This window comes from Luteibacter sahnii (assembly GCF_034063545.1).
GTDB classification, from domain to species: Bacteria; Pseudomonadota; Gammaproteobacteria; order Xanthomonadales; family Rhodanobacteraceae; genus Luteibacter; species Luteibacter sahnii.
Genome location: NZ_JAQLOK010000002.1, coordinates 697045 through 718597 on the forward strand (window position 1 = coordinate 697045; position 21553 = coordinate 718597).

Annotated in this window: 21 protein-coding genes and 1 tRNA gene; 15 read left to right on the top strand and 7 right to left on the bottom strand. The window is 67.1% G+C overall.

What is annotated here, in order from left to right; translation table 11 throughout:
• Window positions 1-25: 25 nt before the first annotated feature.
• Window positions 26-502 (top strand): GNAT family N-acetyltransferase, encoded by a 477-nt coding sequence (locus PI246_RS08550; protein ID WP_320550839.1) that lies wholly within the window; start codon window positions 26-28, stop codon window positions 500-502.
• Between the two features lie 65 nt (window positions 503-567).
• Here PI246_RS08550 and PI246_RS08555 read toward each other — a convergent pair whose 3' ends face one another.
• Window positions 568-1329, bottom strand: coding sequence for a SapC family protein (locus PI246_RS08555; protein ID WP_320550840.1), 762 nt, complete (start codon window positions 1327-1329; stop codon window positions 568-570).
• Between the two features lie 270 nt (window positions 1330-1599).
• Between PI246_RS08555 and PI246_RS08560 the strand changes: the two genes are divergently transcribed.
• Complete coding sequence (locus PI246_RS08560; protein ID WP_320550841.1) at window positions 1600-2205, top strand: HNH endonuclease; 606 nt, start codon at window positions 1600-1602, stop codon at window positions 2203-2205.
• Between the two features lie 210 nt (window positions 2206-2415).
• Entirely contained in the window at window positions 2416-4311 is a 1896-nt protein-coding gene (gene dxs / locus PI246_RS08565; protein ID WP_320550842.1) for a 1-deoxy-D-xylulose-5-phosphate synthase, read from the top strand.
• Between the two features lie 18 nt (window positions 4312-4329).
• On the opposite strand, the gene prmC is transcribed toward dxs, so the two are convergent.
• A complete protein-coding gene (gene prmC, locus PI246_RS08570; RefSeq protein WP_320550843.1) occupies window positions 4330-5145 on the bottom strand; it encodes a peptide chain release factor N(5)-glutamine methyltransferase in 816 nt (271 codons plus the stop codon).
• A 35-nt stretch (window positions 5146-5180) separates the two neighbouring features.
• Here prmC and PI246_RS08575 point away from each other — a divergent pair, with 35 nt between their 5' ends.
• Window positions 5181-6032 carry an alpha/beta hydrolase gene (locus tag PI246_RS08575; RefSeq protein WP_320550844.1) on the top strand — a complete coding sequence of 284 codons (852 nt, stop codon included), beginning with the start codon at window positions 5181-5183 and terminating at the stop codon, window positions 6030-6032.
• 57 nt (window positions 6033-6089) lie between these two features.
• Here PI246_RS08575 and PI246_RS08580 read toward each other — a convergent pair whose 3' ends face one another.
• The 3 genes from PI246_RS08580 to PI246_RS08590 all read right to left on the bottom strand — a co-directional run bounded on the left by PI246_RS08580 (window position 6090) and on the right by PI246_RS08590 (window position 10154).
• The gene (locus PI246_RS08580; protein ID WP_320550845.1) at window positions 6090-8774 is read right to left on the bottom strand and encodes a M1 family metallopeptidase; all 2685 of its coding nucleotides are present in this window, start codon (window positions 8772-8774) and stop codon (window positions 6090-6092) included.
• A gap of 118 nt (window positions 8775-8892) precedes the next feature.
• Window positions 8893-9435, bottom strand: coding sequence for a carboxymuconolactone decarboxylase family protein (locus PI246_RS08585; protein ID WP_320550846.1), 543 nt, complete (start codon window positions 9433-9435; stop codon window positions 8893-8895).
• Window positions 9436-9605: 170 nt separating this feature from the next.
• A complete protein-coding gene (locus PI246_RS08590) occupies window positions 9606-10154 on the bottom strand; it encodes a peroxiredoxin (RefSeq protein WP_320550847.1) in 549 nt (182 codons plus the stop codon).
• A 154-nt stretch (window positions 10155-10308) separates the two neighbouring features.
• Between PI246_RS08590 and oxyR the strand changes: the two genes are divergently transcribed.
• Window positions 10309-11235 carry a DNA-binding transcriptional regulator OxyR gene (oxyR, locus tag PI246_RS08595; protein ID WP_320550848.1) on the top strand — a complete coding sequence of 309 codons (927 nt, stop codon included), beginning with the start codon at window positions 10309-10311 and terminating at the stop codon, window positions 11233-11235.
• 56 nt (window positions 11236-11291) lie between these two features.
• Window positions 11292-11885 (top strand): hypothetical protein, encoded by a 594-nt coding sequence (locus PI246_RS08600; protein WP_320550849.1) that lies wholly within the window; start codon window positions 11292-11294, stop codon window positions 11883-11885.
• Here PI246_RS08600 and PI246_RS08605 read toward each other — a convergent pair.
• Both PI246_RS08605 and PI246_RS08610 read right to left on the bottom strand, forming a co-directional pair.
• Window positions 11879-12397 (bottom strand): adenine phosphoribosyltransferase, encoded by a 519-nt coding sequence (locus PI246_RS08605; RefSeq protein WP_320550850.1) that lies wholly within the window; start codon window positions 12395-12397, stop codon window positions 11879-11881. The genes PI246_RS08600 and PI246_RS08605 overlap by 7 nt on opposite strands.
• Window positions 12398-12427: 30 nt before the next feature.
• Complete coding sequence (locus PI246_RS08610) at window positions 12428-12835, bottom strand: putative signal transducing protein (protein WP_407069794.1); 408 nt, start codon at window positions 12833-12835, stop codon at window positions 12428-12430.
• Here PI246_RS08610 and PI246_RS08615 point away from each other — a divergent pair.
• The 9 genes from PI246_RS08615 (at window position 12803) to PI246_RS08655 (ending at window position 21332) form a co-directional block, all read left to right on the top strand.
• Complete coding sequence (locus PI246_RS08615) at window positions 12803-14530, top strand: glutamine--tRNA ligase/YqeY domain fusion protein (protein WP_320550851.1); 1728 nt, start codon at window positions 12803-12805, stop codon at window positions 14528-14530. The genes PI246_RS08610 and PI246_RS08615 overlap by 33 nt on opposite strands.
• Entirely contained in the window at window positions 14527-15099 is a 573-nt protein-coding gene (locus PI246_RS08620; protein ID WP_320550852.1) for a nucleoside deaminase, read from the top strand. Before PI246_RS08615 ends, PI246_RS08620 begins: the two co-directional genes overlap by 4 nt.
• 103 nt (window positions 15100-15202) lie before the next feature.
• A complete protein-coding gene (locus PI246_RS08625; protein WP_320550853.1) occupies window positions 15203-17110 on the top strand; it encodes an ATP-binding response regulator in 1908 nt (635 codons plus the stop codon).
• Window positions 17111-17197: 87 nt separating this feature from the next.
• Window positions 17198-17887 carry a response regulator transcription factor gene (locus PI246_RS08630; RefSeq protein WP_320550854.1) on the top strand — a complete coding sequence of 230 codons (690 nt, stop codon included), beginning with the start codon at window positions 17198-17200 and terminating at the stop codon, window positions 17885-17887.
• A 53-nt stretch (window positions 17888-17940) separates the two neighbouring features.
• Window positions 17941-18948, top strand: coding sequence for a phosphate/phosphite/phosphonate ABC transporter substrate-binding protein (gene phnD, locus PI246_RS08635; protein WP_320550855.1), 1008 nt, complete (start codon window positions 17941-17943; stop codon window positions 18946-18948).
• A gap of 146 nt (window positions 18949-19094) precedes the next feature.
• On the top strand, window positions 19095-20036 hold the full coding sequence (locus PI246_RS08640) for a DedA family protein/thiosulfate sulfurtransferase GlpE (protein WP_320550856.1): 942 nt from the start codon (window positions 19095-19097) through the stop codon (window positions 20034-20036).
• Between the two features lie 55 nt (window positions 20037-20091).
• Window positions 20092-20167 (top strand) — tRNA-Lys (locus PI246_RS08645).
• Window positions 20168-20660: 493 nt separating this feature from the next.
• Window positions 20661-20975, top strand: coding sequence for a BrnT family toxin (locus PI246_RS08650; protein ID WP_320550857.1), 315 nt, complete (start codon window positions 20661-20663; stop codon window positions 20973-20975).
• Window positions 20976-20978: 3 nt separating this feature from the next.
• Window positions 20979-21332, top strand: a complete 354-nt coding sequence (locus PI246_RS08655; RefSeq protein WP_320550858.1) for a hypothetical protein — start codon at window positions 20979-20981, stop codon at window positions 21330-21332.
• The last annotated feature ends 221 nt before the right edge of the window (window positions 21333-21553 follow it).

Below are 21553 nucleotides of genomic sequence, written 5' to 3' on the forward strand. Positions count from 1 at the left end.
CACCCAACCCACGGTTCCCGACCCGATGAGCGACGCTCCGTATCTGATCCGCCTCGCCGAGAGCGACGACGACGACTTCATCCTTGGCCTCGTGCCCCGCTTCATTCATTTCCCGCTGCCCAACGGCCGAACGCGTACCGATTGCCTGAAAGGCATCGAGTCCGACCTGGTGAAGCACCTCGACGAGCAGCCGTCCAACAGTTACATCTTCATCGCCGAGAACGACGACGGCGACGCGGTGGGCTTCATCCACCTGCAAAAGACGCGCGACTTCTTTACCCATCGCGACAACTGCCATATCTCGGACATCGCCGTGGCCGAGAAATACGAAGGCAACGGCGTGGGCACGTTCCTGCTCGACCATGCCTACGGCTGGGCGAAAGACCATCGCTGCCAGTTCGTGACGCTCGCGGTGTTCCCCGGCAACGAGAAGGCCAGGGAACTCTACGCCAGGCACGGCTTCGACACCGATCTCGTCCGGATGGCCCGTCCGGTCAAATAGGCCGAAGGTAGGCGTAAAAAAGGCCGCGATCACTCGCGGCCTTTTTTGGACACCGTGCGACGGGCTTACGCGTTGGGCGTGGCGCCGTCTTCGGTGCGCTCACGCGCGTCGAGGCGCGCCGCCATGCGGTCGATGTTGGCCAGCGACACGAGGTGGGCGTAGATCCAGCCGAACGCGCCCTCGCGGAGGAATTCGTGCGCCGTCTTCTCGTCGAGGTTGCGCAGCTTCTCTTCGTTGATGACGAACAGGCCGTTGAGATTGATGCCCTTGCCTTCTTTCTGCAGGGTGATGGTGCGCGGCTCGAGCAGGTCGTGCTCGCGCAGCTTGCCCATGAACCACTGCGTGCGGGCGACGTGATCCTGGAACTCGCCCAGGAAGTTCACGGCGTTCGTGAGGGCCGGTGCGTCGGTGCCGTCCTCGTTGAAAAGGCGCTCGCCTTCGGTTTCGTTGAAGCCCTCGTAGGCCTCGTCGAGGAACACGGTGAAATCGTCGCCCTCGGTGCCGGCCGGCTTCTCGGCGAGCACGAACGGATAGCGGCGCACGAACGCCGGGATGTAGAGCCCCTGTTCCCAGAAGCCGTTCTCGCCCACGAGCAGGTTTTCGTTCTGGCGCAGGCCGAGGAGGGCCATCGGACCCGCCGTTTCCATCGTTTCGCCGGCGAAGAGGATAGGGAAGTCACGCGAAGCCGGCGCGAACTCGACGCCGGTGAGCGGCACCGAATGCGCCTTGGCGGCGAAATGGATGTTGTTCACCGCCTTCAGGCGGAGTTCGCGGTGCGTCGTGCGGTTCAGGGGAACCGGACGCTCGTAGAAAAGCACTTCTGCCACTGTGTATCCCTCTTGGACCCGACCGACCTGGGAAGCCACCCCGGCCCCCCTTCCAAACCCGTCGGGCTCGCTGCGAACGCCCACTATAGCAGCGGCCGCAGGCCGCCACAGCCCCGCAAGAAGCGTACCTTCGCCGCGCTTTTCTGTAGCAATTATGGGCTATGCTCGACGCAAGGCCTCCCTCGGGAGGCCGGATCGCTCCCCGATCCGCACGGAGTTCGGCTTGCTGGAACGCTCTTTCGCTTATGTGAAGGACGAGACACGATGACGATGGATGTGCACCAAGACGATCTGCCGAAGGTGACGGCTCTACACGCCACCCGCGTGCTGTCGCTCGATGCCGGCGGCCGGATCCTCGACTGGATCAGCTGGCAGGATGCCGTATGCCTCTATGTGCGCGGCGTGGTCGCCTGGACCCTCGGCGACCCCTGCGTCACCGTCCACGGCGGCATCAGCCGCGCCAGCGGCGCCCAGAGCACCCTGCAACTCCATCCGATCGTGGCCAGCACGGGCCACTGCCGCGAACACGCCATCGATCCGGCCCCGGCGTTGACCAACACCGCGCTGTTCGCCCGTGACCGCCACCTGTGCCTCTACTGCGGCCAGCAGTTCACCCGCCACGATCTCACCCGCGACCACGTCGTGCCGCTGTCCAAGCGCGGCCTCGACGAGTGGGAAAACGTGGTCAGCGCTTGCCTGTCGTGCAACCTGCGCAAGAGCAACCGCACGCCACAGCAAGCCAACATGCCGCTCCTGGCCGTGCCTTACCGGCCGAGCTGGGTGGAACACCTGATCCTGTCCAACCGAAACATCCTGGCCGACCAGATGGAGTTCCTGGTGAGTCATTTGCCGAGGGATCGGCGGCGGGGGGCGTAAGGGCGGGGATGGGGGGGTGGGAAGCGGGGGCGGCACGGCCGGCGATCGTCTGAGGGAGCGAAAGACGCTGCGCTGGCCGTAACGCCAGCGCAGAGGTCCCGAGACCCTTGTGCGATCGCCGGCCGTGCCGCCCCCGCTTCCCACCCCCCATCCCCAACCATTCACACCCCGTCCCTTGCCCCGACACGCCCGTAGGCCAACAATACGGGGATGAACGACCTTTCCCGCTACCCCTATCTGGCGCAGATCGACTCGCCGGAGGACCTTCGCCGCTTTCCCGTCGACGAATTGCCGGCGATCGCCGACGAACTGCGCCGCTACCTGATCGAGGCCGTCGCCTCGTCGGGCGGCCATTTCGGTGCGGGCCTGGGCGTGGTGGAGCTGACCGTGGCGCTGCACCACGTGTTCGACACGCCGGTGGACCGCCTGGTCTGGGACGTGGGGCACCAGTGCTACCCCCATAAGATTCTCACGGGTCGCCGAGACCGCATCACGTCGATCAAGAAGAAGGACGGCCTCGCGCCGTTCCCCAGCCGCGACGAGAGCGAATACGACACCTTCGGGGTGGGGCACTCGTCGACATCGATCTCAGCGGCGCTGGGCATGGCCATCGCCCTCCAGCGCCGGGGTGACCCGCGGAAGGTCGTCGCCGTGATCGGCGACGGCGCCATGACCGCGGGCATGGCCTTCGAGGCCCTGAACCACGGCGGCGACGTCGAGCCGAACATGCTGGTGATCCTCAACGACAACGGCATGTCGATCAGCGAAAACGTCGGCGCGATGACCAAGATGATGGCGCGCGCGATGTCCAGCCGCACGCTCAACGCCTGGCGCGAGCGCGCCAAGAAGGCCATGCCGCGCGAGTCGTTCTTCGGGCGGTTCTTCAAGCGCTGGGAAGAACACGCCAAGGGCATGTTCGTGCCATCGACGCTCTTCGAGGAGCTTGGCTTCCATTACACCGGCCCGATCGACGGCCACAACATGACGCAACTGGTGAACGCGCTGGAGACGGTGAAAGACCTTCCCGGCCCGCAGTTGATGCACGTCATGACGACCAAGGGCAAGGGTTACGAGCCGGCCGAAAAGGCCCAGATCGAATACCACGCCGTGGGGCCGTTCGATCCGGTCGCCGGCCTGGTCAAGAAAGGCGCGCCGGCCAAGCCGACCTATACCGACATTTTCAGCGACTGGCTCTGCGACATGGCCGCCGCCGACGAGCGCCTCCTGGGTATCACGCCCGCCATGCGCGAGGGCTCGGGCCTGGTGCGCTTCTCGCGCGAATACCCCCAGCGTTATTTCGACGTGGCCATCGCCGAACAGCATGCCGTCACGCTGGCCGCGGGCATGGCCGTGGAAGGTGCCAAACCCGTCGTGGCGATCTATTCGACCTTCCTGCAACGAGCCTATGACCAGGCCATCCACGACGTGGCGCTGCAGAACCTCGATGTCACGTTCGCCATCGACCGTGCCGGGGTGGTCGGCCCCGACGGCGCCACGCACTCGGGCAGTTTCGATCTCTCATTCATGCGCTGCCTGCCCAACATGGTGATCATGGCGCCGGCCGACGAAAACGAGTGCCGGATGATGCTGAGCACGGGGTTCCAGCATGTCGGCCCGGCCGCCGTGCGCTACCCGCGCGGTACGGGCCCGGGGGCGCGACTGTCGCCCGACCTGGGCACGCTGCCCATCGGCAAGGCCGAGGTGCGCCGTCGCGGTCACCATGGGCTGGCGATCCTGTCCTTCGGCACCATGCTGTCGCCGGCGGCGGTCATCGCGGCGGAAGTGGACGCCACCCTGGTGAACATGCGCTTCGTGAAGCCGCTCGACGAGGAACTGATCCTCGAACTGGCGCGCACGCACGGCGCCTTCGTGACCATCGAGGACAACGCCATCGCCGGCGGTGCCGGTGCCGGCGTGGCCGAATGCCTCGCCGCGCACGGCGTCACCCTGCCCATCCTCCATCTCGGCCTGCCCGACGTGTACCTGGACCACGGCAGCCGCGAGGAAGTGCTGACGATGGCGGGACTCGACCTGCCGCAGATCCGCCAGGCCATCCGCGCCCGGTTCCCGCAGTTCGTGGACGCGCCGGTCGCCAGCGCGGGCTGAAGGTCTCCGCGCAACGCGCTACCGCACGCGGGCGCCGCTCACCCGGTCACGGTCTTCCAGGTCGACGGCGGTGAAGACGTCCGCCCAAACCGAGGCATCGAACAGGCGCCGCACCGCGGCGCCCTGTTGCCAGCCGTGCTCAAGCAGCAGCCACCCCCCCGGCCGGAGATGAGGCGGCGCATCGCGAACGATGCGCCGGATATCGTCCAGGCCATCCGCACCCGACGCGAGCGCGGAGCGCGGCTCGAAACGCAGGTCGCCCTGCCCCAGGTGCGGATCGTCATCCTCGATGTAGGGCGGGTTGCTCGCCACCACGTCGAAGCGTTCGCCGTTCACCGGCATGAACCAGTCGCCCCGATGGAAGGTCACCGGCAAACCGAGGCGTCCGGCGTTGCCCCGCGCGACGGCGAGCGCGGCGTCGCTGGCGTCGACCGCGTGAACGGTCGCATCCGGGCGTTCTTTCGCGATCGCCAGCGCGATGGCGCCGCTGCCGGTGCCCAGGTCGAGCAGGCGACCGCGTTTCGGCAGCCGTTCGATGGCCTGCTCGACGAGCCGTTCGGTTTCCGGACGCGGAATGAGCGTGCCGGGCGTCACCGCCAGCGACAGCGACCAGAAGTCGCGGCGACCAGTGAGATAGGCCACGGGTTCACCGGCCGCGCGGCGATCCACGAGCGCCTGGAAGCGAACCAGCGCGTCGGCGGGGGGCGCGTCGTCAGCGTGCGCGAAGAACCAGGCGCGATTCACGTCGAGCACGTGGGCGAGCAGCACCTCGGCGTCGAGGCGGTCACCCAGTCGTTCGCTGGCCTGGCGCAGGATCGTGCGAATGTCGTTCATGCGCCGCATTGTAGTGGCAGCCCTACAATCGACGGATGCGCCTGCCCGCCCTCCTCCTTGTCGCGCTCGGCCTCGCCGGTTGCCACGCGACCTTCTTCGCCGCGGTCAACGCCACGCAGCCGTCGTCCGGCGTCGTGGCGCATCGCGACATCCCGTTCGCGCCGGACCGTGGCCTCGCGCTCGACGTCTACGCGCCGGTCCATGCCGACCATGCGCCCGTGGTGGTGTATTTCTATGGCGGCGACTGGCGGTTCGGCAAACGCCAGTGGTACCGCTGGCTCGGCGAAACCCTCGCGCGCGACGGCGTGGTCGCCGTGCTTCCCGACTACCGGCAATGGCCCGCCGTGCGCATGGACGGCTTTCTCACCGACGGCGCCGACGCCGTGCGCTGGGCGCACGACCATGCGGCGATGTTCGGGGGCGATTCCTCCCACCTGTTCCTGATGGGCCACTCCTCGGGCGGCCACATCGCGGCCATGCTCGCCACCGACAAGGCCTGGCTGGCCAGCGTCGGCATGACCCCGGCGCAGCTGTCGGGATGGATCGGCGTCGCTGGCGCGTACGATTTCCTTCCCCTCGATGCGAAACCCTACCTCGATATGTTCGGCACGACCGCCGCCGAGCAGGCGCTCTCGCAACCGGTAAATTTCGTCGACGGCAACGAACCGCCTGCCCTGTTACTGCAGGGCGAGAAGGACACCGAGGTCTACCCTTCCGAAGCGATCGCCATGGACGCCCGCTACCGGCAGATGGGCGAACCGGTGGCGCTGAAGCTCTACCCGACACTCGGCCACCGCACGCTGTTGATGGCCCTCGGTCCGCTGCATCGGTCGGCGCCGGTGATGGACGACGTGATGCGGTTCATCCACGCCACGCCCGGCCGCTGAGACGAAAAAGCCGGGCGATCGCTCGCCCGGCTCGTCATGCCACGAGGGTCCGCCGGATCAGCGGACGATCGTGTTCGGGTCCTGCTTGTCCTTCAACGCCGCGCACAGGAGGATCGACTCGCGGGTCTGGGCCAGGCCGCGCTCGGCGCCGCTGACCTTCGACAGACGATCCTTGTCGAAGAATGCCGACAGACGGTCGGCCTCGGACTTGGAGCAGCTGCCACCGGCCCCCAGCGCCGGCAGGCGGCCGCCGGCGAAGCTACCGGTGCGGGCCACGATCTTGTCGTAGTTCGTGGTGAACCACTTCCACAGGTCGTCGCGGGCTGCCTGGCTGTCACGCGAACCGCTAAGCACCATCGCCATCTCGCCGACCTTCACGTCCTTGCCGAGGGCGAAATTGCGCGCCTTGTCGGCCAGCGCCGGGCTCTTGGCCTCGGACAACGCGTCGAGCATGGCGTTGCGCTTGGCCGGGTCGGAGGTCTTCGGGATCTCGGCGATGAGCGCATCCACGGCGGGTGCGCCGCGCTCCTGCACCGCCACGCCGAGCGACGTCGCCAGCAGGTCGGGATCGGCAGCGTCCAGATCGAGGTGGCCGTCCTTCATCCTGAGCGCGGCGTCGCCCTGCTTGAGCAGTTCGGCGCGCACTTCGGCGTTGGCCACGTCGTCGCCCGCGAGGAACGCGGCAAGCGTGTTGCGGGTGAGCGTGTCGTTGTCCTGCTCGCCGGCCTTCTTGCGATAGCCCAGTTCGCGCAGCGTCGGCAGGTAGGCGTCGGTCGCCCACTGGCGCACGCGGGCGCGCTGCGCGTCGGTGACGGCTTCGTTCTGCAGGATCCAGGCGATCGTCCCCATCGGCGAGGTGGACACCTCACGCACCTTGGAGGCGGTGAGCGGCTTGAACGCGGCGAGCACGTCGCCCGCGTTGAGGTCGCCGTGCTGGAAGCTGGCACGCACGGCGTCGGCATACGCCAGCTGCTCAGCGTCGGTCAGCGTGCCGACCACCTTGGTCAGCGCGGCGAGGTCCGCCTTGTTCTGGGCAAACCGGTAGTAGCCGCGACCGTCGGCGTTGGGCATCACCCACGCGTTTTTCGCCGCACCATCGAGCACCATGGTGCCGGTGGCCTTGTCGAGGATCTCGCACTTGACCTTGCTGGCACCGTTGCCCGTGGCATAGCGCACGCACATCGGCACGCCCCACACGCGGTTGGCGTCGCCGGTGCTGCCCAACGGCAGGTAGCGGCTCTGCTTGAGTTCGAGCACGGTCTTGCCGCCCTGGGTCTTCACTTCGGTCGCCACGTAGGGCACGCCGGACTGGTCGAGGAAGCTGTTGAACGCCTTCTTGAACTGATCGCCCTGCCCGGCCGCTTCGGCGATCGCGTCGACGAGATCGTCGGCGGTCGCGTTGGCGAACTTGTGCTTCTGGATATAGGCGCGCATGCCCTTCTGGAAGACCGGCTCGGACACGTAGCCCTCGAACATGCCCAGCACCGCGGCGCCCTTCTGGTAGGTAATGCCGTCGAAGGCCGTCTCGATATCGCCGTTGCCGGTGATTTCCTGGCGGATCTTGCGCGCGCTCACCAGGCTGTCGTTGCTCATCGCACCCTGCGCACCGCGCACGCGATCGAGATCGGCGCGGTATTCCGGGTGCACCTTCTGCGTGACCTTCTGCTGCATCCACGTGGCGAACGCCTCGTTGAGCCAGAGGTCGTTCCACCAGGCCATGGTCACCGTATCGCCGGTCCACTGGTGGGCCAGCTCATGCGCGTTGACGTTGAACGAGCCGCGCACGTACTGGGCGGCCGAATCCGGATCGATCAGCAGCAGCCAGTCGCGGAACGTGACCAGGCCGGCGTTCTCCATCGCACCCGCGCTGAAGTCCGGCGCGGCGAGCAGATCGAGCTTGTCGAAGGGATAGCCGAAGCCGTAGTAGTCCTCGAGCGTGTGGATGATCGCGTTGGTCTCGCCCAGCACGTGCTGCATGCGATGGCCTTCGCCCTTGGCGGCGATGCCGCGCAGCGGGGTCGGCGTGGCGCGATAGGCCGTCGGGGTGATGTCCGGGCCCTTCACGATGTCCCATGGGCCCACGGCGAACGCGACCAGGTAGGTCGGCAGCGGCTTGGTGGTGGAGAAGGTCAGCGTCTTCCAGCCGGCGCCGGCCTTTTCTTCCTTGACCTGCGCGGTGTTCGCCACGCCCTGGTCGTCCGCGGGGATGGTCAGGCTGATGTCGTACGGGGTCTTGAAGCTCGGCTCGTCGAAGCCCGGGAACGCGTAACGCGCGGACACCGGCTCCATCTGCGTCATCGCATAGGGGATACCCTCGTGCGAGACCTTGTAGAGACCCTGGAGCTGCTTGTTGAGGGGCGCGGTGAAATCGATCGCGAGGGTGATCTCGCCGCTCAGCGTCGCGCCGAGGTCGATGCGTGCCACGCCTTCCTTTTCGGCGGCCACGGTGTACTTGCCCGTGTGGGTCTTGCCGGCGGCGTCGGTGACGACCACCTTGGAGACGGTCAGGTCCTTGCCGTGCAGCCAGATGAAGTCGGACGGCTGGCCCAGTTTCACCTTGACGACGGTCTTGCCGGTGTAGGTCTCCTGCTTGGGATCGACCTTGAACGAGAGCCGGTAGCTCTCCGGCTGGGCCCAGGTGGGCAAATGACCCAGAGGCGGCGCATCCGTGCCGGCGGCGAGCGCGGTGCCGCAAGCGGCCGCGAGCGCGGTAAAGAGGAGAGGGCGTACGAGACGGCGCATATGGGGAACCCCTGGTGGACGATCCCCCATCCTGCGAACAGGGGTGACCTCCGACACAGTGCCAGAAGACACCCCCTCTTTTGCGGCGGCGCGTCAGAACGCGCCGCCCGGGCCGGCCTCAGCCCGCCGCGTCGGCCTGGTCGAGCACGACGGCCACGGCGTGGATCACCGAGGCGATGCGCACCGCGCTCTGGATCCCCTGCACGGACACGCCGCCATCGCGCAGCACCTTGTCGTGCGAGTCGATGCACATGCCGCAGCCGTTCACCGCCGACACCGCGAGCGACACGAGCTCGAAATCGTTCTTCGCGTCGCCCTTGTACTGGCCGATCACGTTCATGCGCAGCTTCGCCGGGATGCTGGCGTACTCCGGATGCGAGACCAGGTGCTGGAAGCGGTAGTAGATGTTGTTCATGCCCATGATCGCGGCCGAACCCTTGGCGGCGGCGACCTGCTCGGGGGCGGCGTTTTCCGCGGCAAAGGCGGCCAGCGCCTCGGTCAGCGGCTTGTACCGGGCGGCGATCGCCGAACCCAGCGCGACCATGGCGATCTGCGCCTTGTTGAGGCCGGGCGCGCCCGCCTCGCTCAGCACGGTGTCGAGGTTGAGCTTAAGGTCCTTGGCGTATTCGGGAATCAGGCTGCGAAGATCGGCGACGCTCATGGATGCACCTTCTAAGGAAACGGGGGAATGGGGCGCGGAATGGCTCGGCCGCGAGGGCCGGTTCACGCGAAAACCGGGTTCGGTTCAAGAAAGAGGCGGTGAAGCTGGCTTCACCGCCTCGGAGTGCCCGCGCCGTGCGGGGGAACGGCGCGGGGCTTGCGACGGGTGGATCAGGCGACCTTGAGGGTCTCTTCGCCGGCCTTCCAGTTGCAGGCGCACAGCTCGTCCGTCTGGAGCGCGTCGAGGACGCGAAGCACTTCGTCCGGGTTGCGGCCGACCGAACCGGCGGTGACGTAGGCGAACTGGATCTCGCCGTTCGGATCGACCAGGAAGGTCGCGCGCTGGGCGACGCCATCGTTGGTCAGGATGCCGAGCGCGGTGGTCAGCTCTTTCTTGATGTCGGCCAGCATCGGGAACGTGAGGTTCTTGAGGTCGGCATGGTCCATGCGCCAGGCGCGGTGGACAAACTCGGAGTCGGTCGAGACGGCGAGGATCTGGCAGTCACGGTCCTTGAACTGCTCGTTCAGGTCGCTGAAGCCCTTGATCTCGGTCGGGCAGACGAAGGTGAAGTCCTTCGGATAGAAGAACACGAGCTTCCACTTGCCCTCGTAGGACTTATCCGAGATGGTCGTGAAGGCGTCTTCGATCTTGTTGGCCAGGGGGCCGCCGTCAACGGCCAGCAGGTTGAACTCGGGGAACTTGTCGCCAATGGTCAGCATTTCGACTCTCCAGTCAGGGTTTGGGTGGAACTATCCGCGCGCTTGGTGACGCGACTGAGACTGCAAGGTTAGCGACCCCTGTCGCATATCTCAAATCGATTGTGAGCATGAATGTGATAGGCTGCGGCTATCAAAATCCCTACGAGCCCCTTCCATGAATCTCCGGGATCTGCACTACCTCGTGGCGCTGGCCGAACACCGGCATTTCGGCCGCGCGGCCGACGCGAGCTTCGTGAGCCAGCCCACTCTGTCCACCCAGATCCGCAAGCTGGAGGACGAACTGGGTGTCGCCTTGGTGGAACGTACGCCGCGGAAGGTGCTGCTCACGGAAACAGGGCGTGAAATCGCCCGGCGGGCCCGCGCGGTGCTCTCGCAGGTCGACGAGATCAAGTCGATCGCCCAGCGCACCCGGGATCCGGAGTCGGGCACCATCCGCCTGGGCATCTTTCCCACCCTGGGGCCTTACCTGCTGCCGCACGTCGTGCCGCGCCTGCGCGAGCGCTTTCCGCGCCTGGAACTGCTGCTTCGCGAGGAAAAGACCGAACAGGTACTGCACATGCTGCGCGAAGGCACCCTGGATGCCGGCATTCTCGCCCTGCCCATCCATGACGATTCGCTCCACGTCGAATACCTGTTCGAAGAGCCGTTCGTCCTGGCCGTGCCCGCGGGGCACGAACTGGCGCGACGCCCGCACCTGCGCATGGACGATCTCGCCGAGCAGGACCTCCTCCTGCTTGAGGACGGCCATTGCCTGCGCGACCAGGCGCTGGAGGTCTGCCACCTGGCCGGCGCGGGCGAAAAGTCGGGTTTCCGGGCGACCAGCCTGGAGACGCTTCGCCAGATGGTCTCGGCCAACGTGGGCATCACCCTGCTCCCCGCGCTGGCGGTGAAGCCCCCGGTGCCCCAGTCGCCGAACGTCAGCCTGGTGGCATTCGATGCGCCGCCGCCCAGCCGCCGCATCGCGATGCTGTGGCGCAAGAGTTCGGCGATGACGCCCTTCTTCGAGGCGGTGGCCGAGCTGATCCGCGCCCTGCCGCACGACCTCCTCACCACCGAGGGATGCCGCGTTGCCACGGTCTAAGTCAACCGTAAGGCGGCTCGTCCGTTGCGGTGTCATCCACGTCACGAATTAGCCGAATGCGCCTCTGGTCCGCCTTCATCATTCCGTTGTGCGCCTGGGCGGCCTACGCCTGGTGGCCGCACGCCGGTGCGGGGGCCGCGAACGACCGCCAGGCCGCCTTTGCGCCGGCGCAGCACGCGCTCGGCGACGCCAAACCCGTGGCACTGGGCCGCTTCACCCTGCAACCGCGGGCGAGCTTCTCGATGACCGCCCGCGTGCTTTCGCGCGAAGATTACCAACTCGACGACCTCGCCCCGCTCGCCCCGACCGACTTGGCGCTGGGCTGGGGCCCGATGGCGGAGGGGAAGGTGCTGCGGCGAATCCGCATTTCCCAGTCGAACCGGCTCTATTACTGGTACACCGACGATTACCCGATTCCCCGCAAGGCCATCGAATCGTCCAGCGCCAACATGCACATGGTGCCCGCCAACGACAACATGGCGGCCCGTCTTCGCGAGGTGCGTCCGGGCGAGGTGATCCACGTCGAAGGCATGCTCGTGGACGTGCGCCGCGACGACGGCTGGCACCTGGCGACCTCGCTGGCCCGCGACGACGAAGGCCCCGGGTCCAGCGAAATCGTGCTGATCGAGCGGCTCGAAGAGCGTCAGTAGCGCACGAGCGCGTGCAGCGGCGCGGTGCCTGTCCACCGGGCCCGCCCGCCCAGGGCGTCCAGTTCGATCACCACGCCCGCACCGATGACCGTCGCGCCCAGGCGTTCGACCAACTGGCGCCCGGCCTCGAGGGTGCCGCCGGTCGCCAACACGTCATCGACCACGATCACCCGTTCGCCCGGCGCGAGGGTCTGCTGGCCGATTTCCAGGCGATCGCGGCCGTATTCCAGGCCGTAGTCCACGCCGTGCACGGGCGGCGGGAGCTTGCCTTTCTTGCGCAGGGCGACGAAACCGGCGCCGAGGGCACGGGCCATGGCGGCGCCGAAGATGAAACCGCGCGACTCGATACCGCACACGGCACCCACCGGCGCGCCGCGCCAGGGCTCGCACAAGGCATCGATGCATTGGGCAAACGCGGCGGCGTCGGCCAGGAGGGGCGTGATGTCCTTGAAGAGCACGCCCGGTGTCGGAAAATCCGGCACGTCGCGGACGAGGTCGTGGATAGCCTGCATGGTGAATCCTGGAAGAGGGGAAAACGCGGATCAGGCGGGGAACGTCACCGCGTCGATATCGTCGTCGGCCGCCGCCCACGCGCGGGCCTGCGCCAATTGCGCCTCGACCCCGCGCACGATGGCGTCGGCGGCCTCGCCGGCCGCTTCTGGCACCATCACGGCGATGAAGTCGCGCGCGGGCAGCTGACCCATCGCGCCGATGAGGAACTCGCCCGACACGAAGGCCGGGATGTCGGCACGCTCGAGGGCGTCCTTCACCAGGTGAGCGTCGATCAGGCTTTCGGCGTGGTAAGCGATCCGCATGGACGCCACGCTACCGCGCCAGCCGGCCGGGCGGCAAGCGCCGGACACGCAAGCACGGTAAACTCGGAGGTTTGCCGCGACCCCACCTTCGAGTTCTTCGAGATGTCGACCGATACGCCCGTCCTGCAGCAGCACTTCATCCGCCAGATCGTCCGCGACGACCTGGCCTCCGGCAAGCACGCGACCGTCCACACCCGGTTCCCGCCGGAGCCCAATGGCTACCTGCACCTGGGCCACGCCAAGTCGATCTGCCTCAACTTCGGCCTCGCCGCCGAATTCGCCGGCACCTGCAACCTGCGTTTCGACGACACCAATCCCTCGAAGGAAGACGTCGAGTACGTGGAAGCCATCCAGCGCGACGTGACGTGGCTGGGCTTCGACTGGGCCGAGCTGCGCCATGCCTCCGACTACTTCGAGGTGTTCTACCGCTCGGCACTGAAGCTGATCCGCCTGGGCCTGGCCTATGTCGACGACCTCTCGGCCGACGAGGTGCGCGACTACCGCGGCACGCTGACCGAGCCGGGCCGCAACTCGCCCTATCGCGACCGCGCCATCGAGGAAAACCTCGATCTCTTCCAGCGCATGCGCGCCGGCGAGTTCGCCGACGGCAGCAAGACCCTGCGCGCGAAGATCGACATGACCTCGGGCAACATCAACCTGCGCGATCCGGCGCTCTATCGCATCCGCAAGGTGCATCACCAGAACACCGGCGACGCCTGGCCGATCTACCCGATGTACGACTTCGCGCACTCGCTCTCCGACGCGGTGGAGGGCATCACGCACTCGCTGTGTACGCTGGAGTTCGAAGACCACCGTCCGCTCTACGACTGGTGCGTGGACCACGTCGACCTCGCCAACGATCCCGCGTTGTGGCAGCCGCTGGTTGAGGCGGGCCTGCCCACGACGCCGAGCAAGCCGCGGCAGATCGAGTTCTCGCGCGGCAACCTCAACTTCACGGTCATGAGCAAGCGCAAGCTCATCACGCTGGTGTCCGAAAACCTGGTCGACGGCTGGGACGATCCCCGCCTGCCGACCATCGCCGGCGTGCGCCGTCGTGGCTTCACGCCGGCGGGCATCCGCCTGTTCTGGGAGCGCATCGGCGTCAGCAAGCAGAACAGCACGATCGACATGGGCGTGCTCGAAGGCTGCATCCGCGAAGACCTCGATGGCACCGCGGCGCGCCGTCTCGCGGTGATCGACCCGCTCAAACTGGTCATCACCAACCTCGGCGAAGACCACCGCGAAACGCTCACCTTCCCCAACCACCCGAAGGACGAGCGCTTCGGCATGCGCGAGGTGCCCTTCTCGCGCGAGCTCTGGATCGAAAAGGACGATTTCGCCGAAGTGCCCCCCAAGGGCTTCCACCGGCTCAAGCCCGAGGGCGAGGTGCGCCTGCGCGGCGTCGGTATCGTGCGCTGCGACGAGCTGGTGAAGAATGACGCGGGCGAGGTGGTGGAGCTTCGCTGCACCCTCGACCTCGACACGCGTTCGGGCATGCCCGGCGCCGACCGCAAGGTGAAGGGCACGATCCACTGGGTCAGCGCGCGCGACGCCGTACCCGCCACCGTGCGCCTGTACGACCGCCTGTTCGACGTGACCGATCCCGACGACGACAGCGACGGCAAGACCTACAAGGATCACCTCAACCCGCAGTCGCGGCGCGTGGTCCATGGCTATGTCGAGCCGGCCGCGGCGGGTGCGGCGCGCGAGGACCGCGTGCAGTTCGAGCGCCTGGGGTATTTCGTGGCCGACATGCACGACCACACGCCGGAGGCACCGGTGTTCAACCGCGTGGTGACCTTGCGCGATTCGTGGGCCAGGCAGGCATGATGTACGCGCAGGTGCACCTTACCCTTCCGGCCTGGGTCCACCAGGCGGTGAAGAACGACCTCCCCTACGCAGGCGATGAGGCAAAGATACGCCTCGCCGTCGAACTCTCCGCGCTCAACGTCGAGCGCGCCACGGGTGGCCCGTTTGGCGCCGTGGTGTTCGACCAGCACGACCGCATCGTGTCGGTGGGCGTGAACCGCGTGGTGCCGCACACCTGCTCGGTCGCCCACGCCGAAATGATGGCCTACATGATCGCGCAGCAGCGCATGCAGCGCTTCCGCCTCAACACCGACAACGACGGCCACCGCAGCGGCAGTTTCACGCTCGCCACCAGCTCGCAGCCCTGCTGCCAGTGCTTCGGGGCCACCGTGTGGGCGGGCATCGATACGCTGCTCATCGGCGCCCGCGCAGAAGACGTCGAAGCCCTTACCCCGTTCGACGAAGGCCCGCTGCCGGCCGACTGGGTGGGCGAACTCGAGCGTCGCGGCATCGCCGTGCGCCGGGACATCCTGCGCGACCAGGCCCGCGACGTGCTGCGCGCCTACGGCGAGGCCGGCGTCCGCTACTGATCGGCCACTTGGCCGAAGCCGTTGGCGGGCCTGCCCGCCCCGTGCCGTCTGCGCTAGGCTGTCGGTCACGCCGCCCTGGACGGGCGTCGGCAGGGGGAGGCATATGCGAGAGGTACCCGTTTCGTGGCTGGACAAGTTCTGGCGCCGCACCTCGCTGGTGCAGCGCCTGACCTGTGTCGCGCTCGTGCCGACCGCCATCAGCGCAGTGCTGCTCGTGACCCTGCTGACCCGCCACCAGATGGACAGCCTGCGCGACATGGGCCGCGCCACCGCGGATGCCATCGCCCAGCAGGCCGCGTCGGTGTCCGGCGAGGCCCTCCGGGAGGGCCAGCGTCGAGACCTCGGGCGCATCGCGCAGTCGATCGTGCAGCTTCCCCAGGTGGCCCGTGTGCGGATCAGCGATCCGGACGGCGAGATCCTCGCCGATCGCGTCAACGGGGCCGTGGACGACGACGAGAGCCTGACCGTGACCCGCGACGTGCTCGATCCGGTGAAACACGTCGCGATCGGCTCGGTGACGGTCGAGGTGAGCGTCGAGGCCGCCGTCGCCGCGCAGCGCGCCGGCGTGCAGAACGCCCTGCTCTGGCTCGCGCTCAGCCTGGTGATCGCCGTGGCGATCGGCTGGTCGACGGCACGCTGGCTGAGTGCGCCGTTGCGCAACCTCGCCATCGCCGTGCGCCAGCTTGGACTGGGCGACCGGACCGTGGTGGTGCCGGTGACCGACGACACCGAAATCGGCGATCTCCAACGCGGCTTCAATGGTGCCGCGTCCAAGCTGCTGCACGCGCAGATCGGCATGGAGCGCGAGATCGCCCAGGCCACCGAGGAGCTGGCCCGCAAGAACGCCGCGCTCGAGGCGGCCAGCGTGGCGAAGGCACGTTTCCTCGCCGCCGCCTCCCACGACCTGCGCCAGCCGCTCTACGCGCTGACGCTGTTTTCCTCGGGCCTGGCCGTCGACGAGTTCGATCCGGTCCGGCTCAACCGGATCGCGCACATCCAGGAGTGCGTCGAGTCGCTGGACCACCTCTTCGGGGAACTGCTCGATCTGTCGCGGCTGGAGACCGGCGCCATGCGCGCGGTGCCCGCCGACCTGTCGCTGGACGAGATCTTCGAAGAAGTGAGCGTCAACTTCCGCATGGTGGCGGAGCAGCACGATCTGCGCCTGGTGGTACGCACCACCGACCTCTGGGTGCGCAGCGACCGCACCATGGTCGCCCGGATACTCAACAACCTGGTCAGCAACGCCCTGCGTTACACCCGCTGCGGCGGCGTGCTCGTGGGTGCGCGGCGGCGCCGCGACGGCACGGTGCGCATCGATGTGTGGGACACCGGCCGGGGCATCGCGCCGGAACACCAGAAGCACATCTTCGACGAGTTCTATCGCGTGGAGAACGGGCCGGAGGCCGGCCGCCCGGAAAGCACGCGGCGCGGCCTCGGGCTCGGTCTGTCGACCGTGCAGCGCCTCGCCGGCCTGCTGGAGACGAACGCCTCAGTGCGCTCCCGGCCGGGGCGTGGCAGCGTCTTCTCCATCGTGCTGCCCCGGGTGCAGCCGGGCGAGGCACCGCGACCGCCCCCCGCAGCCGACGAGCCGGCACCGCGCCGTGACGTGGCCGGCATGCGCGTGCTGGTGATCGACGATGAACCGAGCATCCTCGCCGGCATCAGCTACCTGCTGGGCAGCTGGGGCTGCGAGGTGATGACCGCCGAAGACGCCCAGCAGGCCATGGAGGCGGTGCACCAGTGGATCCAGCCGCCCGACGTCGTGATCTCCGACCTGCGGCTGCGCGAAGGCACCGGGCTGGACGTGATCGGCCTGCTCGATCGCTATTACCGCCGCCGACCGGGGGACCCGCCTCCCTTCGCCCGGGTGCTCATCACCGGGGAGACCCGTAGCGACTACCTGCGCAACGTCGATACGGCGACCATGCCGGTGCTGCACAAACCCGTTTCCCCGGAGCGCCTGCTCGACGTAATGGTTTCGGTCTGGTCTGTCCATCATGCAGCCGTCTGAGCCTTATGGCCGGGTTGCCCACGTCCCGGGGGCCGACTATGGTGGGCGCTACGGGGAGCCCGTGGCATGGCGGGCGGGGGGAGTGGAATGCGCATTCTGATCGCGGACGATCACCGGCTCATCATCGAGGGCGTGAAGCTCAAGCTTCGCGAACTCGGCGACGACGTCGAATTCGTCGAGGCCGAAAGCGTGGCCCAGTTGAATCAACGTCTCGCCGAATCGCCGCTGCCGGATATCGCGCTCATCGACATGGCCATGCCGGGCGCCGAAGGCACCGAGCACATCCGGCACGCCGTGATGCGGTTACGGGAAGCCAGCGACGAACGGGGCCTGGCCCGCGCGCGACCTGTAGTGGTGCTGTCCGGTACGGAAGACTCCTCGGCGATCCGCCACGTGCTCGATCTGGGCGTGCAAGGGTACATTCCCAAGTCGTCGCCGCCGGACGTGATCCTCAACGCGGTGCGGCTGGTCGTCGGCGGCGGTGTCTACGTGCCGCCCGAAGCCATGAAGCCCGCCGGAAGCGCGATGCCGTCGTCGCCGTTTCCGCTGCCCGCCAGCGATGGCCTCTCCACGAAGGAGCGCCTGGCGAGCGTACTGACCGACCGTCAGATCGACGTGCTCAAGCTGCTGGCGAAGGGACGTCCGAACAAGCTGATCGCCAGGGACCTGGGCATCAGCGAGGGCACGGTGAAGATTCATCTTGCGGCGATCTTCCGCGCACTGCATGTGCGCAATCGCCTGGAAGCACTGGTCGCCGCGCAGAACCTCGGCGACTGAGCACGCACGACCCCGCGCTGGGGTCGGGGGTTAGACCGAGGCAGGGGCAGGCGATGCGTGGTTTCAGAGGATGGCGTGCGCTCATCGGGAGTGTGCTGGTGCAGCTCGCCTTCACCCTGGCGACACCGGCTCTGGCCGATGACGACGCGGGCGCCCCGATGACCTTCGGCATCCTGCCCATCGGCGGACCGGCCGAGTCGCTGGAAGCGTGGCGGCCCTTGATCGACGACCTCAGCGCCTCGCTGGCGCGTCCGGTGCGTCCGTTGTCGGTGTCGTCGTATGAGGGCATCGCCCAGGCGATCGGCGAACAACGCGTGGACATCGCGTTTCTGTCCGGGCGCCTCGCCCTGGAAGCGGTCACACGGCACAACATGCGCGTGATCGCGCAACTCACCCGGGGCGACGGCTCGCTGGGCTATCGCGCGGTGCTTCTGACGGGTGCCGACTCACGCATCCGCACGCTCGACCAGATGCTCGCGCATCCCGGCCAGTGGCGTTATGCGCGCGGTGAGGCGTTATCCGCGTCGGGCTATCTCGTGCCGGAGACCCAAGTGTTCGCCGCGCGGGGCCTCGACTCGGATACGTTCTTCAAGAGCGTGCGCGTGGACAACCACCAGAACAACGCGCTGGCTGTCGCCAACGGCGAAGCCGACGTGGCGACTAACAACAGTGCCGACCTCGAACGGTTCCAGCAGCGTTTTCCCGAACCCTACGCACGGCTGCACGTGCTCTGGACCTCGTCGTTGATTCCACATGCGGTGATCGTCGTGCGCCGTGACCTTCCACCGGCGTGGCAGGATCGCATCGCCGCCTTCATCACCCGGTACGGCAAGGGCAAGGACGCGACCCGTGAGTTGGCCAACCTCAAGCGGATCCATGACATCAGCGGCTTCGCCCCCGCCACCGATACCGTGCTGACGCCGTTCGCCGACATCGAGTACAGCCTGGACATGCGCCGCGCCAGCACCGCGCAATGGGTGAGCGACGCCGCGAGGCAGGCGCGGATGCGCAAGCTCCGCGACGCACACGAACGCCTGGTTGCCTACCTCTCGGGTAAGTGATCGATCCGGATGGCCTAGGCCGAAAGGCCAGTACGCCATGCCGCGCCACCCCACGTCGCCGACGGGGGATCGCGCCCCCTGTGCGGAGTACCGTGACCGGGGTATCGTTCGCGGATCGAGGGGCATGTGTCGAGGTTCAGGTCGTGGTGAGCGTCAACTGGTCGGATACCGCGCCCCTGGTGGCGTTCGCGGGGACGCTCGCGGCGGCGATCGGTCTTCCCGTGCCGGCGATGCCCACCCTGATTCTCGTCGGCGCCGGCCTCGCCGCCGCGCCCTCGCCGTGGCTCGTGGTGCCCACCTTCCTTGGCGCGCTCCTGGGCGCCTTCGCGGGCGACGCGGCCTGGTTTCTCGCGGGGCGGCGCTTCGGCTATCGCGTGCTCGATGGGCTGTGCCGGGTGTCCCTGTCGCCAGACACGTGCGTGCGCCGCGCGAGCGGCTTCTTCGAGAAGCGCGGCGTGAAGCTGCTCCTGATCTCCCGCTTCGTGCCCGGCCTGTCGCTGGTCGCGATCCCGATCGCCGGCGCGGGCGATACGCGGTTTTCCCGCTTCACGGTCTATGACCTGGCCGGAGCAGCGCTGTGGGTGCTCGTGGGCTTGTCGGCGGGGATGATCTTCTACCGCCAGATCGACGCGGTGCTTGGCCTCCTGCGCCAGTTCGGCGTGGGCCTGGCCGCGCTCGCGGTGACGGGGCTCGTGCTGTGGATCGCCTTCCGCTTCGTCCGCCGTGCCCTGCTGATCGCCAGCCTGCGCCGCAGCCGCATTTCCGTGGACGAGCTGTCGCGACTCCTGGCGCGCGATCCCGGCGCCCTGATCGTCGACGTGCGGTCGGCGACGAGTCGTCGCGACGATCCCTTCGTGATTCCCGGCGCCCGCCTGTTCGACTTCGCCAGCGCCGACACGGACCTGGCCACCCTGCCCCGCCACACCTCGGTGGTCATCTATTGCTCGTGCCCGAACGAGGTCTCCGCCGCCAAGGTGGCGGAACGCCTCACGAAGCTGGGCTTCGGACACGTCCGCCCGCTCACCGGCGGCATCGACGCCTGGCGTGCCTCGGGACACTCGGTGCAAGCCATCGCCGTCGCCACCTGAGCCGCGACTTGTGCCCCCTCCCCCCGCCGACTAAACTAGCCGGCTACATGCGCATGGGTCGTTAGCTCAGTCGGTAGAGCAGCGGACTTTTAATCCGTAGGTCGACGGTTCGAGTCCGTCACGACCCACCAATGCAAACACTTGCGTCCGAATATCGAGCGTTATTCGCGCCAAAATTCCGCATATACCCCGCCATTCATCCCATCGCATGGTGAGACCGCTCCCATCCGGCAGGGGCGGCTTCCACGTGGAAGCGTGCCCGTGCGCCAGCGATATTTCAGTTCGATTTGTTCACTGGCTGTACCGATAACCGCCTGCCGAAGCGCAGCTACCGTTTCCTTGCCGTAGTGTGCTGACCAGGGGATGCCCCGTGTGTTCCCTAGATCGCCCCGCCGCCGTCGATGCCAGGAACGAGCATCGGTACTCACCTGGGACAGATCGGTGGTGGCGCGCCCGCGGATACTTAGGGCCAGACGCACACATGGATAGGGTCAAGCCCCATTGTGAAGATGCACCTCAACCGCTATATACGGGCAAACGATGTATATACGTTCCACAATTTGACCTGTTGAAGCTGTCAAGTCGCGTATATACAATAAGCAACCTACCTAGGAGGCATGCCCCGTGGGGTTCCACTTTTCCCCCGACGTGATCGAAAAGCTCCGCGATAAGCACAGAGTGACCCAGAAAGAGGTGATGGAGTGCTTTGCCAACGGCGAAGGTCTGTACTTCGAGGATGATCGGGAAGAACACCGCACCGATCCCCCCACCCGGTGGTTCATGGCCCCCACGAACCGCGATCGAATGCTGAAGGTCTGTTTCATGCTGAAGAATGGCGATATCGAGATCAAGACCGCTTTCGAACCCAGCAGCCAATCGCATCTGGACCTGTACAGGGAGCTCGGGAAGCTCCCGCCGTGCTGGCCATTGGAGGAATAGAAGATGAGTAAGAAAATCCCGGGATCCGCAGAGAACTGGGAGAATGGCGTGCTTGGCAACGTTGCGAAGCATGCCCACCAGGTCAGTCGTGAAGACGCGCTGGCCATCGCCCAGGCTGCCGGCGTCAATATGCAGCCCATCTCCATCCGCCTGCCGCAGCACTTGCTGGGCGTGCTGAAGGAAATCGCGAAGTATCATGGTGTCGGATATCAGCCCATGATCCGCGACCTGTTGGAGCGCTGGGCCACGGGAGAAATCAAGACCATCCTGGCCGATCGGCTCGAGTATGCCGAGCAGCGTGAGAAGGAGTTCAGCGAGACACCTTCTCTCGCTGGCGACCTCCGCCGTCAGGCGTGAAGCCCTCTGGTGAACGACGCGAAGCCCGCCCGTTGGCGGGCGTTTTTCATACCGGCTCTTCTCCATGCCCGGACCATCGGCGCTCGGAGGTGCCGATCTGAAAAAGGCTGCTCCGCCCGGACTAGACGGTTCCCCGGACGACACAAATCCTCCTTTCCACAAACTAGGCGCCCGTGGCCTGCGGTCATCGTGCGTAGTGCCCGTCGACCACCTCCCGCTGC

Bases quoted from the DNA above. Each gene is read 5' to 3' on its own strand.
- PI246_RS08550 (WP_320550839.1), top strand. From the start codon at position 26: ATGAGCGACGCTCCGTATCTGATCCGCCTCGCCGAGAGCGACGACGAC.
- PI246_RS08560 (WP_320550841.1), top strand. From the start codon at position 1,600: ATGGATGTGCACCAAGACGATCTGCCGAAGGTGACGGCTCTACACGCC.
- dxs (WP_320550842.1), top strand. From the start codon at position 2,416: ATGAACGACCTTTCCCGCTACCCCTATCTGGCGCAGATCGACTCGCCG.
- prmC (WP_320550843.1), bottom strand. From the start codon at position 5,145: ATGAACGACATTCGCACGATCCTGCGCCAGGCCAGCGAACGACTGGGT.
- PI246_RS08575 (WP_320550844.1), top strand. From the start codon at position 5,181: ATGCGCCTGCCCGCCCTCCTCCTTGTCGCGCTCGGCCTCGCCGGTTGC.
- PI246_RS08580 (WP_320550845.1), bottom strand. From the start codon at position 8,774: ATGCGCCGTCTCGTACGCCCTCTCCTCTTTACCGCGCTCGCGGCCGCT.
- PI246_RS08585 (WP_320550846.1), bottom strand. From the start codon at position 9,435: ATGAGCGTCGCCGATCTTCGCAGCCTGATTCCCGAATACGCCAAGGAC.
- PI246_RS08590 (WP_320550847.1), bottom strand. From the start codon at position 10,154: ATGCTGACCATTGGCGACAAGTTCCCCGAGTTCAACCTGCTGGCCGTT.
- oxyR (WP_320550848.1), top strand. From the start codon at position 10,309: ATGAATCTCCGGGATCTGCACTACCTCGTGGCGCTGGCCGAACACCGG.
- PI246_RS08600 (WP_320550849.1), top strand. From the start codon at position 11,292: ATGCGCCTCTGGTCCGCCTTCATCATTCCGTTGTGCGCCTGGGCGGCC.
- PI246_RS08605 (WP_320550850.1), bottom strand. From the start codon at position 12,397: ATGCAGGCTATCCACGACCTCGTCCGCGACGTGCCGGATTTTCCGACA.
- PI246_RS08615 (WP_320550851.1), top strand. From the start codon at position 12,803: ATGTCGACCGATACGCCCGTCCTGCAGCAGCACTTCATCCGCCAGATC.
- PI246_RS08620 (WP_320550852.1), top strand. From the start codon at position 14,527: ATGATGTACGCGCAGGTGCACCTTACCCTTCCGGCCTGGGTCCACCAG.
- PI246_RS08625 (WP_320550853.1), top strand. From the start codon at position 15,203: ATGCGAGAGGTACCCGTTTCGTGGCTGGACAAGTTCTGGCGCCGCACC.
- PI246_RS08630 (WP_320550854.1), top strand. From the start codon at position 17,198: ATGCGCATTCTGATCGCGGACGATCACCGGCTCATCATCGAGGGCGTG.
- phnD (WP_320550855.1), top strand. From the start codon at position 17,941: ATGCGTGGTTTCAGAGGATGGCGTGCGCTCATCGGGAGTGTGCTGGTG.
- PI246_RS08655 (WP_320550858.1), top strand. From the start codon at position 20,979: ATGAGTAAGAAAATCCCGGGATCCGCAGAGAACTGGGAGAATGGCGTG.